The following is a 14,655-nucleotide window of genomic DNA, read 5'->3' on the forward strand; positions in this document are numbered from 1 at the left end:
GGGCGACCGCGGGTCCGTCGTGGCTGGTCGCGCCCGCGCGGCGGAGCCGCATATCGACACAGCCTCGCGCCCCTTTGGGGCGCGTGACGTGGCCCGGCAGGCTGCCTGTGCAGCCTGTCGGGCCCTTTGCGTTTTCCGCTGTTCACAGACGCCCTGCGCCCCCTTGACACCCCACCTGGCGACAGGCACATTGAGTTGCGCAACCTGAATCACGTTGCGCAGACAGCAACTGGACTGGCTTCGAGTTCGGAGGTTGGGCGATGGCGGGACCCCGAGTGGTCATCATCGGAGCGGGCGTCGTGGGAGCGGCCCTCGCCGACGAGATCTCCGCACGCGGCTGGACCGAAGTGACCGTGGTCGACCAGGGCCCCCTCCCGGCCACCGGGGGATCCTCCTCGCACGCCCCGGGCCTGGTCTTCCAGACGAACCCCTCCAAGACCATGACGGAGCTGGCCCGCTACACCGTCGAGAAGTTCTGCTCCCTCGACGTCGACGGCAAGCCGTGTTTCCTCCAGGTCGGCGGCCTCGAAGTGGCGACCACGCCCGGACGCCTCACCGAACTCCGCCGCCGGCACGGCTGGATCACCTCCTGGGGCATCGAGGCACGCCTGCTGACCGCCGACGAGTGCGTGGAGCAGCACCCGCTCGTCAACCGCGACAGGGTCCTCGGCGGCCTCCTCGTCCCCACCGACGGCCTCGCCAAGGCCGTCCTCGCCGTGGAGGCGCAGATCCGCCGTGCCACCGAGCGGGGCGTGCGCTTCCTCGCCCGCCACGAAGTCCTCGACGTGCGGCAGAGCGAGGGCCGCGTCACCGGCGTCGTCACGGACCAGGGCGAGATCCCCGCCGACATCGTGGTGTGCTGCGCCGGCATCTGGGGCCCGAAGATCGCCCGCATGGTGGGCATGGACCTCCCGCTCACCCCGCTCGCCCACCAACTGGCCTGGACCGGCCCGGTACCGGCCCTCGCGGGGCAGACCGAGGAGGCGGTGCGCCCGATCCTGCGCCACCAGGACGCCGACCTCTACTACCGTGACCGCTACGACGGCCTGGGCATCGGCTACTACGGCCACCGCCCGATGCCCATCTCCGCCGACGACATCCTCGCCTTCGACGAGGCGGAGGAGATGCCGTCGGTCCTGAAGTTCACCGAGGAGGACTTCGAGGACGCCTGGACCGAGACCCGGTCCCTGCTCCCGGCGACGAAGGAGGCCAAGGTCGAGGAGGGCATCAACGGCCTGTTCTCCTTCACCACCGACGGCTACCCGCTCCTCGGCGAGTCACCCGACGTCAAGGGCTTCTGGGTCGCGGAGGCCGTGTGGGTCACCCACTCCGCGGGCGTCGGCCGGGCCGTCGCCGAATGGCTGGTCGACGGCCACTGCTCCTCCTTCGACCTGCACGAGTGCGACGTCAACCGCTTCGAGCCGCACCAGCTCTCCCCGGAGTACGTCCTGGCCCGCGACTGCCAGAACTTCGCCGAGGTCTACGACATCCTCCACCCCCTCCAGCCGTCCGGGAAGCCGCGCCCGATCCGCACCAGCCCCTTCTACGCCCGCCAGCAGGAACACGGCGCTTTCTTCCTCGAGGCGAACGGCTGGGAGCGGCCCCAGTGGTACGAGGCGAACGCCTCCCTGGTCGAGGGCCGCACCATCCCGGCGCCGGGCGACTGGGCCGCGCAGTACTGGTCGCCGATCGTCGGCGCCGAAGCCCAGGTCACCCGCGAGACCGTCGCCCTCTACGACATGACGGCCCTCAAGCGCCTCGAAGTCAGCGGCCCCGGTGCCGCCGCCTTCCTGGAGCGGCTGTGCACCGGCAAGGTCGCCAAGTCGGTCGGCTCGGTGACGTACACCCTGCTCCTGGACCATGACGGTGGCATCCGCAGTGACATCACCGTCGCCCGGACGGCCCGCGACCTCTTCCAGGTCGGCGCCAACGGCAACCTCGACCTCGACTGGTTCCGCCGCCACCTCCCCGCCGACGGGACGGTCCAGGTCCGCGACATCACCCCCGGCACCTGCTGCATTGGCCTGTGGGGACCGCTCGCCCGCAAGGTGCTGCAGCCCCTCACGGACTCCGACTTCTCGGGCGACGGCCTGAAGTACTTCCGCGCCAAGCGGGCCCACATCGGCAGCGTGCCCGTCACCGCGATGCGCCTGTCGTACGTCGGCGAGCTCGGCTGGGAGCTGTACACCACCGCCGACCAGGGCCTGAAGCTGTGGGACACGCTGTGGCAGGCGGCCCGGCCGCTGGGCGGCATCATCGCCGGCCGCGGCGCCTTCAACAGCCTCCGCCTGGAGAAGGGCTACCGCTCCTTCGGCACCGACATGACCTACGAGCACGACCCCTACGAGGCCGGCGTGGGTTTCGCCGTCAAGCTCGACAAGGAGGACTTCATCGGCAAGGCCGCGTTGGAGCGCCGCAGGGTCGACACATGGAGGAAGTTGACCTGCCTCACCATCGGCGACCCGCGGTCGGTCGTCATGGGCAAGGAGCCGGTTTACGACGGCGACCGCGCGGTCGGCTATGTCACCAGCGCCGCCTATGGCTACACGATCGGCAAGGGCATCGCGTACGCGTGGCTGCCGGCGGAGCTGACCACGCCTGGGACCACCGTTCACATCGGCTACTTCGACCAGCGCGTCGAGGCGGTCGTGGCAGAGGAGCCGTTGTTCGACCCGACGATGTCCCGTCTCCGTGGGTGAGTGGTTCGCGGGGGGTGCCGCGATGGGTTGTCGATCGGCTGCGGGTGCGTCGTGGTTGGTCGTGCCCCGCGGCGGAGCCGCAAATGAACACAGCCCCGCGCCCCTGAGGAAGCTGCAGTTGCCCTATGGGAAGGAGTACCGTCGGTGACCGCTCAACTCCTCGGCGGCAAGGCCACCGCCGCTACCATTCGCCGCGAACTCACCGAGCGCGTGGCCAAGTTGACCGCGAACGGCGCGCGGCCGCCGGGGCTCGGCACGGTCCTGGTCGGCGAGGACCCCGGCAGCCGCGCCTACGTCGCCGGAAAACACCGCGACTGCGCGCAGGTCGGCATCGCCTCCATCCGCCGTGACCTGCCCGCCGACGCCACGCAGCAGCAGGTCGAGGACGTCATCGACGAACTCAACGCCGACCCCGGCTGCACCGGCTACATCGTCCAGCTCCCGCTGCCGCGCCACCTGGACGCCCATGCCGTACTGGAACGCATGGACCCGGCCAAGGACGCCGACGGACTGCACCCCGTCAACCTCGGCCGGCTCGTCCTGGGCGTGGAGGCCCCGCTGCCGTGCACCCCGCGCGGCATCGTGGAGCTCCTGCGCCGTCACGACGTTCCGCTCGCCGGGGCGCGGGTGTGCGTGATCGGCCGGGGCATCACGGTCGGGCGGCCGATCGGCCTGCTCCTCACCCGCCGCTCCGAGAATGCCACCGTCACCCTCTGCCACACCGGAACCAAGGGCCTGGCCTGGCACGTACGCGAGGCGGACATCGTCGTCGCGGCCGCCGGCTCACCCGGACTGATCACCAAGGACATGCTGCGCCCCGGCGCGGCGGTCCTGGACGTCGGCATCACCCGCACCGACCAGGGGCTGGTCGGCGACGTGCACCCGGACGCCGCCCAGGCCGCCGGATGGCTCGCGCCGATGCCCGGGGGCGTAGGACCCATGACCCGGGCGATGCTGCTCGCCAACGTCGTAGAGGCCGCCGAGAGGAACGCGAACACCCTATGAGCGCGCTGAACACCCCCCTGGCGGAGCTGGACCCCGAGGTCCACGCCGCGCTCCGCGCCGAACTGCACCGCCAGCAGTCCACCCTGGAGATGATCGCCTCCGAGAACTTCGCACCCGCCGCGGTGATGGAGGCCCAGGGCTCGGTCCTCACCAACAAGTACGCCGAGGGCTACCCCGGCCGGCGCTACTACGGCGGCTGCGAACACGTGGACGTCACCGAGCGGCTGGCCATCGAGCGCGTCAAGTCACTCTTCGGCGCGGGTTACGCCAATGTCCAGCCGCACTCGGGTGCCCAGGCGAACACGGCCGTCTTCTTCGCCCTCCTCCAGCCCGGCGACACGATCCTCGGCCTCGATCTGGCGCACGGCGGCCACCTCACCCACGGCATGCGCATCAACTACAGCGGCAGGATGCTCAACGTCGTGCCGTACCACGTGACCGAGACGGATCACGTGGTCGACCTGGACGAGGTGGCCCGCCTCGCCAAGGAACACCGCCCCAAGATGATCATCGCGGGCTGGTCGGCGTATCCGAGGCAGCTGGACTTCGCCGCCTTCCGGCGCATCGCCGACGAGGTCGGCGCCCTTCTCATGGTGGACATGGCGCACTTCGCGGGCCTGGTCGCGGCCGGACTGCACCCCAGCCCCGTCCCGCACGCGCACGTGGTCACGACCACGACGCACAAGACGCTCGGCGGTCCTCGCGGCGGAGTCGTCCTCACCAACGAGGCCGACCTCGCCAAGAAGATCAACTCGGCGGTGTTCCCCGGCATGCAGGGCGGCCCGCTGGAGCACGTCATCGCCGCGAAGGCGGTGTCGTTCAAGGTGGCGGCGTCGCCCGAGTTCGCCGAACGCCAAGCCCGTACGCTCGCCGGGGCCCGTATCCTCGCCGACCGCCTCACCCGCCCGGACGCGGCCGCCGCCGGAGTGAAGGTCCTCACCGGCGGCACGGACGTCCACCTGGTCCTCGTCGACCTGCGCGATTCCGAACTCGACGGCAGGCAGGCCGAGGACCTGCTCCACGAGACCGGCATCACCGTCAACCGCAACGCCGTCCCCTTCGACCCGCGCCCGCCCATGGTCACCTCGGGCCTGCGTATCGGCACCCCCGCCCTCGCCACCCGAGGCTTCACCGAGGAGGACTTCGCCGAGGTCGCCGACGTGATCGCGCGGGCCCTCCAGCCCGAGCCGGACGTGGACACACTGCGTGCCCGTACCCGGGCCCTGGCGGCCAAGCACCCGCTCTACCCGCACCTTTCGCACGACGGAGGCGTCCGATGAGTACCCGCACCCCCGGCGCCGACATCCCCGACCACCCCGACCGGCTGTGGCGCACGCCCGAGCCGAAGCGGTCGTACGACGTGGTGATCGTGGGCGGCGGCGGACACGGCCTGGCCACCGCCCACTACCTGGCGAAGAACCACGGCATCACCAACGTCGCCGTGCTGGAGAAGGGCTGGCTCGCGGGCGGCAACATGGCCCGCAACACCACGATCATCCGCTCCAACTACCTGTGGGACGAGAGCGCCGGGATCTACGAGCACGCCCTCAGACTGTGGGAGGGCCTGGAGGAGGAGCTCGACTACCCGATCCTCTTCTCCCAGCGCGGTGTGCTGAACCTCGCCCACAGCCTCCAGGACGTCCGCGACAGTGTGCGCCGCGTCGAGGCCAACCGGCTCAACGGCGTGGATGCCGAATGGCTCGACGCCGAGCAGGTCAAAGAGGTCTGCCCGATCGTCAACGTCTCACCGGACGTGCGCTATCCGGTCCTCGGCGCCACCTACCAGCCGCGCGCGGGCATCGCCAAGCACGACTACGTGGCCTGGGGCTTCGCCCGCCGTGCCGACGCGGCCGGCATCGACATCATCCAGAACTGCGAGGTCACCGGACTCGATGTCGTCGGCGGCCGGATCGTGGGTGTGCAGACCACGCTCGGCCCGATCGCGGCCGGCAAGGTGGCCCTGTGCTCGGCCGGCCACACCTCGGTGCTGGCCGCGATGGCCGGTATCGAACTCCCCCTCCAGAGCCACCCGTTGCAGGCTCTGGTCTCCGAGCTCCTGGAGCCGGTCCACCCCACGGTCGTCATGTCCAACGCCGTCCACGTGTACGTCAGCCAGGCGCACAAGGGCGAGCTGGTGATGGGCGCGGGCATCGACGCGTACAACTCGTACACCCAGCGCGGCGCGTTCCACATCATCGAAGAACAGATGTCCGCCGCCCTGGAGCTCTTCCCGGTCTTCGCCCGCGCCCATGTGCTGCGCACCTGGGGCGGCATCGTCGACGTCAGCCCCGACGCCTCGCCCATCGTCGGCCTCACCCCGGTCGACCACCTCTACGTCAACTGCGGCTGGGGAACGGGCGGCTTCAAGGCCACCCCGGGCGTCGGCTGGGTCTACGCCCACACCATCGCCCACGACACCCCGCACGCCCTCAACGCCCCCTTCTCGCTCGACCGTTTCACCACCGGCGCGCTCGTGGACGAGCACGGCGCGGCCGCGGTGGCCCACTAGGGAGCCGAACCCATGCTGCTCATCCCCTGCCCGTGGTGCGGGCCCCGTGACGAGGCCGAGTTCCACTACGGCGGCCAGGCACACGTGCCCTATCCCGAGGCCCCCGCAGCCCTCACCGACGAGGAGTGGGCGCGCTACCTCTTCTTCCGCGACAACCCGAAGGGCCCGTTCGCCGAGCGATGGAGCCATGCGGCGGGCTGCCGCAGGTGGTTCAACGCGGTGCGGGACACGGCGACGAACGAGATCCTCGCCGTGTACAAGGCGGGGGAGGAGCGTCCGGCACCTGTCGAGCCACGGGCAGCGAATCCAGCCCGTCTGGGGGTACCCCCTCTGGGGGAGTCCGAGGACGAGCCCGAAGGGCGATCCACGACCACCGGCCCGCAGCCGACGACGCATCGGGAAGCTGCCGCAGTGGGTGTTCCGGGGCAAGCATTCCGACGGTCGGCCGGAGGCCGAGTCGACCGCAACGACCAGCTGACCTTCACTTTCGACGGCGCCGCATACCAAGGCTTCCGCGGCGACACCCTCGCCTCCGCCCTCCTGGCCAACGGCGTCATCGCGGCAGCGACCAGCATCAAGCTGGGCCGCCCGCGCGGCATCTTCTCGGCCGGTGTCGAGGAACCCAACGCCGTGGTCCAGATCGAGGAACCCTTCCCCGAGCCGATGCTCCCCGCGACGACCGTCGAGCTCTACGACGGCCTGGTGGCGAGCAGCCTCCCCGGCCAGGGCCGCCTGGCCACCGAACCCGACCCCGCCCGCTACGACGCCGTGCACGCCCACTGCGACCTGCTGGTCGTCGGCGCCGGCCCGGCCGGACTCGCAGCGGCGGCGGCAGCGGCGCGCAGCGGCGCACGCGTCGTCCTCGCCGACGACCAGCCGGAGCCGGGCGGCAGCCTGCTCGGCACCGGCGAACACCTCGACTGGGTGACGGCGACCGCCGCCCGGCTGGACGCCGCCCCCGAGGTGCGCGTACTGCGCCGTACCACCGTCTTCGGCTACTACGACGACAACCACCTCCTGGCCGTCGAGCGCCGCACCAACCACCTCGGCACGGAAGCCCCGGACAACGTCTCCCGTGAACGCGTCTGGCGCATCCGGGCCCACCGAGTCGTCCTCGCCACCGGCGCGCACGAGCGCTCGCTGGCCTTCGGGGACAACGACCGCCCCGGAGTGATGCTGGCCGCCTCGGCCCGTACCTATGTCAACCGCTACGGCGTCCTGCCCGGCCGCCAGGCGGTCGTCTTCACCACCAACGACAGCGCCTACCCCGCCGCACTCGACCTGGCCGCGGCGGGCGTGGGGATCGCGGCGGTCGTCGACACCCGCGCCGAACCGGGGGAGTGGGCCGCCCGTGCCCGGTCCGCCGGGATCGAGGTGCTGGCAGGCCACGCGGTCATCGGAACGGAAGGCGTGGCCCGCGTCACCGCCGTGACGGTCGCCCCCTACGGGGAATCCGCGGGACAGCGGGAGTTCGCCGTCGACCTCCTCCTGGTCTCCGGCGGCTGGAACCCGGTGGCGCACCTGTTCAGTCAGGCGGGCGGCAGGCTCCGTTACGACGACGCACCAGGCGCCTTCGTGCCCGACACCTGCCGTCAGGCCGTCGAGGTCGCGGGCAGCGCGGCCGGCACGTTCGACCTCGCCGCGGTTCTCGTCCAGGGCGCGGCGGCGGGCGCCCGCGCCACCGAGGCCGAGGGCTGCACCCCCGAGGCGCCCGGGCTGCCCGCGGTCGCTGCGCAGCCGCAGTCGCCGCCGATGCACGTCTTCACCGTCCCCGCGCCGACCGACGCCCCCCGCTTCGTGGATCTCCAACGCGACGTCACGGTCCACGACCTGGCCCGTGCGACCGGCGCCGGACTGCGCTCCGTCGAGCACACCAAGCGCTACACCACGGCCGGAACTGCCAACGACCAGGGCAAGACAGCCGGCGTCCTGGCCAGCGGGATCGTCGCCGAACTCCTCGGCGTGGACATCTCCGCCCTCGGCACGACCACGTTCCGCCCGCCCTACACCCCGGTGTCCTTCGCCACCCTCGCGGGCCGCGACCGGGGCGCGCTGCACGACCCGGTCCGCGTGACCGCGCTGCACGCATGGCATGTCCAGCACGGTGCGCTCTTCGAGAACGTCGGCCAGTGGAAGCGGCCCTGGTACTACCCGCAGGACGGCGAGGACATGGAGGCGGCGGTACTGCGCGAGTGCCGCGCCGCCCGCGAGGGCGTGGCCTTCATGGACGCCTCCACTCTCGGCAAGATCGACGTACAGGGCCCGGACGCGGGCGCCTTCCTCGACCTGCTCTACACCAACATGATGAGCACCCTGAAGGTCGGCATGATCCGCTACGGCGTGATGTGCCGCCCGGACGGCATGGTCTTCGACGACGGCACCGTCATCCGTCTCGCCCAGGACCGCTACCTGGTCACCACGACCACGGGCAACGCAGCCGCCGTACTGGACTGGATGGAGGAATGGCTGCAGACGGAGTGGCCCGAACTGCGCGTCCACTGCACCTCGGTCACCGAACAGTGGGCCACCGTCGCCCTGGTCGGCCCGCGCTCCCGCGAGGTTCTCGGCTCGCTCGCGCCCCAACTGGCCGTCGGCAACGACGACTTCCCGTTCATGGCCTGGCGGGAGACGACCGTCGCGGGCGTCGATGCCAGGGTGTGCCGGATCAGCTTCTCCGGCGAACTCGCCTATGAGATCAACGTGTCGCCCTGGCACGCCGTCGACCTGTGGGAGGCGCTGCACCACGCCGGCGCCGCCTACGGCATCACCCCGTACGGCACCGAGACCATGCACGTCCTGCGGGCCGAGAAGGGTTACCCGATCATCGGTCAGGACACCGACGGCACGGTCACGCCCCAGGACCTGGGCATGAGCTGGGCGGTGTCGAAGAAGAAGCCCGACTTCATCGGCAAGCGTTCCTACGCCCGCGCCGACACGGTCCGCGCCGACCGCAAGCATCTGGTCGGCCTGCTGCCCGAGGACCCGGCCGCTTTCCTGCCCGAGGGCACCCACCTGGTCGCGGACAGCGTGCTGCCCGCCCCGCCCGTACCGATGCTCGGCCATGTCACCTCCAGCTACCGCAGCGCGGCACTGGGCCGGACCTTCGCACTCGCCCTGATCAAGGGCGGCCGGGAGCGCATCGGTGAACGTCTCTACGCACCCGTGGGCGACCGACTGCTCCCGGTGACCGTCGCCAGCCCTGTCCTCTACGACCCCGAGGGAGCCCGCCGCGATGGCTGACACCGCCCTGACCGCGCAGCAGCGCAGCCCCCTGGCGCACGCCGCCGACCGCCTGGCGGCCGTGACACGCGCTTCCGGGGGCGCGATCCGCCTGGCCGAACTGCCGTTCCTGGCCCAGGCGAATGTCCGCCTCGACGCCAAGGGAGCGGCGGCGGACGACGTCGGACTCGCCCTGGGAGTCCAGCTGCCCCTGGAGCCCAACACCGTCGTACGCGCCGGGGACCTGACCGCGCTGTGGCTCGGTCCCGACGAATGGCTGGTGGTGGGCCGACCGGGAACCCAGCGGGACCTGGAGAGCCGGATCCGCTCGGCGGCCGGAGACGAACCCGTCTCCGTCACCGATGTCTCCGCCCAGCGCACCACCGTCCTCATCGCCGGACCCCGCGCCCGCGACCTGCTGTCCCACGGCTGCTCACTGGACCTGCACCCGCGCGCCTTCGGCCCCGGCCGCTGCGCCCAGACGACCCTGGCCCGCACCCAGGTCGTCCTGGTCGCCCGCGACGAACCCCGGGCCGGCTTCTGGGTGCTGGTGCGCTCGTCGTTCGCCGACTATCTGAAGGAGTGGGTGCTGGACGCAGCGGTGGAATACGCGTGAAGGGCTGCGCGCTTCAGGCGTCCGCCCACCCCCGGTCGCCGCTCCCGGGCTCCCTGCCCGGCCGGAGCATCTGGCTCGCGGCCAGTTCGCGATAGAGGGCACTGCCGGCCAGCAACTCCTCGTGGCTTCCGCCGGCGGCGGCACGGCCCTCGTGCAGCACCACGATGTGGTCGGCGTGCTGCACGGTGGACAGGCGGTGGGCGATGACCAGCAGGGCGCACTCCTGGGCGACGTCCTTCATGACGGTGGTCAGCGCCGATTCATTGATCGCGTCGAGGTGGGAGGTGGGCTCGTCCAGCAGGAGCAGCGAGGGGCGGGCCAGCAACGCGCGGGCGAGGGCCACTCGTTGGCGTTCGCCGCCGGAGAGGTTGCTGCCGCGTTCGCCGATGACAGCGGCCAGGCCGCCGGGCAGTCGGCCGACGACCTCTTCGAGCCGGGCCAGTTCGACCACGCGCCGGATCTCCGCTTCCGTGGCGTCGGGCACGGCGTAGGTGATGTTGTCGCGCAAGGTGCCGTGGACGACGTGGGTGTTCTGGTCCACGACGGCGATGCCTCGGCGGCATGCGTCACGGGTGAGTTCGGTCGCGGGCCGCCCCTCGAAGAGCAGGGTGCCCGCGGCCGGCTCGTAGAACCGCGCCACCAGGGCGAACACCGTGCTCTTGCCGGCTCCGGACCGGCCCACCAGGGCCACCTGCCGGCGCTGCGGGACGGCGAACGAGACGCCGCGGAGGACCGGCCGCTCCGGGTCGTAGCCGAAGTGGACGTCGCGCAGGGCGAGGGCGGGCTGTTCGCGGGTGACGGGCGGCCCGGTCGGCTTCGGCGCGGGTGCGCGGCCTGCCGGGATCTGCGGTGCGGTGGGCTCCACGGGCAGGCGGAGTGCCTCGTCGACGCGCTGGTAGGCGCCCATCCCGCGCTGGACGAGGCCCACCGCGCGGAAGACGGAGGACAGCGGCAGGGCGAGATACGAGGCGTACAGCAGGAAGGCGACGAGGTCGCCGAGGGATCCGGTGTGGCCCTTGACGCGCAGGCCGCCGATGACCAGGACGATGAGGAAGGAGCCCTGGACGGCGAGTTCGACGGCGGAGCTCATGACGGCGGCGATCTTCGCGGCGCGTACCCCCGAACCGTAGGCCGCGTCGACGCGGGTGCCGATACCGGCCGCCTCGCGCTCCTCGGCGCGGTGCACGCGGACCATCGGCAGCGCACCGAGGGCGCGTTCCAGCTCGGCGGCGACGGCACCGACCGCGTCCTGCATCTGTGCGGACGCGCCTCTGATTCCCGTGAGCAGCGAGGCGACGACCACGGCCGCCGCCCCCACGGTGGCGGCGACCAGGAGCAGCAGCAGCGGGTCGAGCCACGCCATGAGGACGATCGCCCCGGAGGAGACAAGGCTGCCCGTCACCAGATCGACCAGGGCCTGTGACACGACCTCCCGGAGCAAGGTGGTGTCGGCCGTCACCCGGGAGACGAGGTCACCGCCCCGGTGGCGGTCGTACTCCCTCATCTCCAGCCGGAGCAGCCGCCCCACCAGCCCATGACGGAGCTGCCGTACGACGCCTTCGCCCATCCGCTCCAGCAGGAAGCGTCCCGCGGCTCCCGTCGCCGCTTCGACGACGAACAGTGCGCCCAGGAGGCCCAGCAGCGGCCAGACGACCTGCCCGCGGCCGCTCGCGTCCACGACGTCCTTGGCGACGAGCGGCTGGGCCAGTCCCAGGGCGGAACCCACCAGGGTCAGTACGGTGGCCACGGCGATGGCGCTCCGGTGCCCGGCGGTGAGCCGGTACATCGTGGCCAACGCCGCCCAGGTGGACGTGTCAGCCTCGGCGCCCGCGGCCGGGCCGCCGGGCGGAGCCGTCGCGCCGGTCATCGGTCCGTCGACTGAGGCAGCGGGTCGACGGCCACCAGCCGGGCGAAGTAGCCATCCGGCAAACCCTCGCCGACGGCACGGCCCTCCGCCTCGATCCAGGCGTGCGCGGTGAAGGGCGGCACGATGCGTACCCCGGTGCACCAGGTCGGCCACCTTCCGCCGAGCCGGCACAGCAGTGCGGCCCCCAGGGAGCGCGGCAGGCACCCCTTCGGTCCGGCACAGCGCAGGCTGGCGGCGCACATGGCGTCGCGCGCGATCTGGGCCTGCGCGGCGGTGGCGGGTCTGGCGCCGCGCCGCAGGATGCCGAGCACGGTGCGGATGCGGCGGGGCGGCAGCAGGGCGAGGGCGATGGCGGGGAGCAGGACGAGGCGGGCGGCCAGGCGCCGGGACAGGGGCACACCGGCAGGCCGCTCCAGCGCGCTGGGTGTCGTCATGAGGCGAGCCCCGAGCTGCGCAGCTGCCCTACGAGCGCCTCGACGTCCCGACGGGCCTGCGCCTCGTCGATGTCGAATTCCCGGACCAGGGCGGCGGCCGCGTCCGCCTCCTCGCCGCCGTCGAGCAGGGTCCGCACCACCAGGGTGGCCGTCGGGTTCAACTCCCAGTAGGCGCCTGCCCGTTCGTCCAGCAGCACCGTTCCGTAGTCGGTCTGGGCGGTGGAGACGTTGTCACCGAACCGCAGTGGCATGTGAGGGCCTTTCTGATGCGGGGATGCGGTCAGGGGGGATGTGGTCAGGGGTGTGAGACGCGGGTGCGGCTGCGGTCCAGTCCCCGCAGCCACACCTCGGCGGCGATCGTGGAGTACAGGATGGCGTCGGACAGCCCCTTGGAGGCGGGCCGCCGGGCGAGGCGGCGCAGCTCGGCGCCGTCCACCAGGCCGAGCGCCTCCAGCCGTGAGTCCTCCCACAGGGCCAGCAGGTCGCCGCGGTGCTGACGCAGTCCGTTGGCGGCGTCCATGGCGGCCGTCGCCTTGTTGGCCCGCCGCAGGCAGTCCTCGGGCACGATCCCGCGCATCGCGGCGCTCAGGACTGGCTTGTACTGCCAGGGCGTGATGCGCTCGCTCGGACGGACGGCGAGAAACGCCTCGATGACGCGGTCGTCGAAGAAGGGCGAGGCCATCGGCAGGCCCGCGCGCGCCGCCATCCGGTCCCACTGCCGGATGACGCGGGTGCACGAGCGGATCTGCTCCAGGTCGGCGTGGAGTCCACGGTCCGGATGCAGCGGCGAGGCCGTGGCCGCCGCATCGAGCAGTGCCCGGCGGGCCATCCGCTCGGCCTCGGGAGTCACCCAGTCGAACAGGCGCGGGGCCATGCCCCAGCCGAGACTCGTCTCGACGGACGGGGGCAACGGGCCACGCAGCCGGCCGGCTCCGTCGGCGAGCCACTTCCCGTACGGCCGGGAGTCGGCGAGAGCCCGGACCATACCGCCGAGCGGCCACTGCCACAGCGCCCGGTACCCACGCAACTGGCGCAGGGCGAACAGCGGGCGGGTGCGCAGCAGCCGGTGGTAGTACGCATCGGAGCACCATGCCACGTGGTCGCCGCCGATGCCGGTCAGGTGCAACCGGCTGCCGCGTGCGGCGAGGCCGGGCAGGTGGTGCAGGACCCGGGAGCGGTCCATGACGCCGATGGTGGGCTCGTCGAGGAGGTCGTCGATGCCGAGCAGGTCCTCGTAGACCAGCGGCGAGGCGTCGGCGTCCCACACCACGTGCTCGACGTCCGGGAGGTGGCCCATGGCCCGCTCGGCCCAGAGCAAGTCGGTGTCCGCCGGATCGCGTCCCGGCCAGGTACTGGCCACCACATGGGCGGGGGAGCGGTCGGCCAGGAAGCAGACGGAGGTCGAGTCCAGGCCGCCGGACAGATCGCAGCTCACCACGCCGCCCTGACGGGTACGCGCGCCTACGGCCTCCTCCAGCGCCGTCCGGATCAGTGGTGCCGCCTCGGCGAGCGGCCGTACCGGCTCCGGCGGCGTCCACCACCGGGTGTGCCGTGCGGTACGTCCGTCCGCGGCGACGACCACAGCGTCCTGCGGAGCGACGGCGGTGACCGCACGCCACATCGAGGTCTCGAACAGCGGATACGGGGCGGGCCACATCAGCCTGACGGTCAGTTCCTGCACGTCGGGGTCGAGGCCCAGGGCGGCGGCGAGCGTGTCGGCGCGGGTGGCGGCCACTCGTACGCCGTCGATCTCCGCGTGGAAGACGAGCCGCAGACCGGACGCGGTGCCCTGCACCCTGATCCGTCCGTCGAGGGCGCCGACGAGGTGGAAGCTGCCGGGGAGGGATCGGGCCAGGGCGTCGAGCTCCGCGAGATCACGCAACCGTGCGGTCCGGCGCCGTAGTTCGTCGGCATCGGTCGGGCAGCAGCCGACGACGGCGACACGGGCGCCGTCGGCGCTTGCCGTGATGATCTCGTCGTCGTGCCAGTGGCCGACCAGCCAGGGCCGGCCCGACGCATGTGCGAGGGTCCGGCTACCGGGGCGGGCGAAGGAGCGGGCCACGGCGGCCGCGTCCGCACGGTCCGGGAAGACCGTGAAGTGCGCGTCGCCGCGGCCCGTCCCCGCACTTTCGTGCAGTTCAGTCATGACGTTGGGTCAAGGACCGTCGGTCGTCAGTTCTTGCTGAAGATCACTCGGTCGTTGCCGTGGCGCGCCAGGAGCCCCGTCACCTTCCGGAACGTACCGAGCCGGACGAGCGTCGGTGCCTCGTAAGCCTTCTTCATGACTACTCCTCACATGCGGGTTT

General features: G+C 71.9%; 11 protein-coding genes. 6 read left to right on the top strand and 5 right to left on the bottom strand.

Annotated features, from left to right (window positions below):
- Positions 1–260: 260 nt before the first annotated feature.
- The 6 genes from AQI88_RS18115 (at position 261) to AQI88_RS18140 (ending at position 10,048) form a co-directional block, all read left to right on the top strand.
- Positions 261–2,699 carry a GcvT family protein gene (locus AQI88_RS18115; protein WP_066999894.1) on the top strand — a complete coding sequence of 813 codons (2,439 nt, stop codon included), beginning with the start codon at positions 261–263 and terminating at the stop codon, positions 2,697–2,699.
- 144 nt (positions 2,700–2,843) lie between these two features.
- The gene (locus AQI88_RS18120) at positions 2,844–3,704 is read left to right on the top strand and encodes a bifunctional methylenetetrahydrofolate dehydrogenase/methenyltetrahydrofolate cyclohydrolase (RefSeq protein ID WP_066999897.1); all 861 of its coding nucleotides are present in this window, start codon (positions 2,844–2,846) and stop codon (positions 3,702–3,704) included.
- On the top strand, positions 3,701–4,984 hold the full coding sequence (gene glyA / locus AQI88_RS18125) for a serine hydroxymethyltransferase (protein ID WP_066999900.1): 1,284 nt from the start codon (positions 3,701–3,703) through the stop codon (positions 4,982–4,984). The genes AQI88_RS18120 and glyA overlap by 4 nt, the downstream gene beginning before the upstream one ends.
- Positions 4,981–6,213, top strand: a complete 1,233-nt coding sequence (locus tag AQI88_RS18130; RefSeq protein WP_066999903.1) for a sarcosine oxidase subunit beta family protein — start codon at positions 4,981–4,983, stop codon at positions 6,211–6,213. The genes glyA and AQI88_RS18130 overlap by 4 nt, the downstream gene beginning before the upstream one ends.
- A gap of 12 nt (positions 6,214–6,225) precedes the next feature.
- Positions 6,226–9,453, top strand: coding sequence for a sarcosine oxidase subunit alpha family protein (locus AQI88_RS18135; protein ID WP_066999905.1), 3,228 nt, complete (start codon positions 6,226–6,228; stop codon positions 9,451–9,453).
- The gene (locus tag AQI88_RS18140) at positions 9,446–10,048 is read left to right on the top strand and encodes a sarcosine oxidase subunit gamma (protein WP_066999908.1); all 603 of its coding nucleotides are present in this window, start codon (positions 9,446–9,448) and stop codon (positions 10,046–10,048) included. Before AQI88_RS18135 ends, AQI88_RS18140 begins: the two co-directional genes overlap by 8 nt.
- 13 nt (positions 10,049–10,061) lie before the next feature.
- Here the strand turns inward: AQI88_RS18140 and AQI88_RS18145 are convergent, their stop codons facing one another.
- Genes AQI88_RS18145 through AQI88_RS45090 form a run of 5 tightly spaced genes read right to left on the bottom strand, consistent with a single transcriptional unit; the run spans position 10,062 to position 14,632 of the window.
- The gene (locus AQI88_RS18145) at positions 10,062–11,915 is read right to left on the bottom strand and encodes an ABC transporter ATP-binding protein (RefSeq protein ID WP_066999911.1); all 1,854 of its coding nucleotides are present in this window, start codon (positions 11,913–11,915) and stop codon (positions 10,062–10,064) included.
- Positions 11,912–12,349 carry a lasso peptide biosynthesis B2 protein gene (locus AQI88_RS18150; protein ID WP_066999913.1) on the bottom strand — a complete coding sequence of 146 codons (438 nt, stop codon included), beginning with the start codon at positions 12,347–12,349 and terminating at the stop codon, positions 11,912–11,914. The genes AQI88_RS18145 and AQI88_RS18150 overlap by 4 nt, the downstream gene beginning before the upstream one ends.
- Positions 12,346–12,600 (bottom strand): lasso peptide biosynthesis PqqD family chaperone, encoded by a 255-nt coding sequence (locus tag AQI88_RS18155; RefSeq protein WP_066999917.1) that lies wholly within the window; start codon positions 12,598–12,600, stop codon positions 12,346–12,348. The genes AQI88_RS18150 and AQI88_RS18155 overlap by 4 nt, the downstream gene beginning before the upstream one ends.
- 44 nt (positions 12,601–12,644) lie before the next feature.
- Positions 12,645–14,495: a lasso peptide isopeptide bond-forming cyclase gene (locus AQI88_RS18160; RefSeq protein ID WP_066999920.1), complete on the bottom strand. Its 1,851-nt coding sequence runs from the start codon at positions 14,493–14,495 to the stop codon at positions 12,645–12,647.
- 26 nt (positions 14,496–14,521) lie between these two features.
- Positions 14,522–14,632: a keywimysin-related RiPP gene (locus AQI88_RS45090; RefSeq protein WP_107118585.1), complete on the bottom strand. Its 111-nt coding sequence runs from the start codon at positions 14,630–14,632 to the stop codon at positions 14,522–14,524.
- Positions 14,633–14,655: the final 23 nt, after the last annotated feature.

The organism is Streptomyces cellostaticus (genome assembly GCF_001513965.1).
Lineage (GTDB): Bacteria > Actinomycetota > Actinomycetes > Streptomycetales > Streptomycetaceae > Streptomyces > Streptomyces cellostaticus.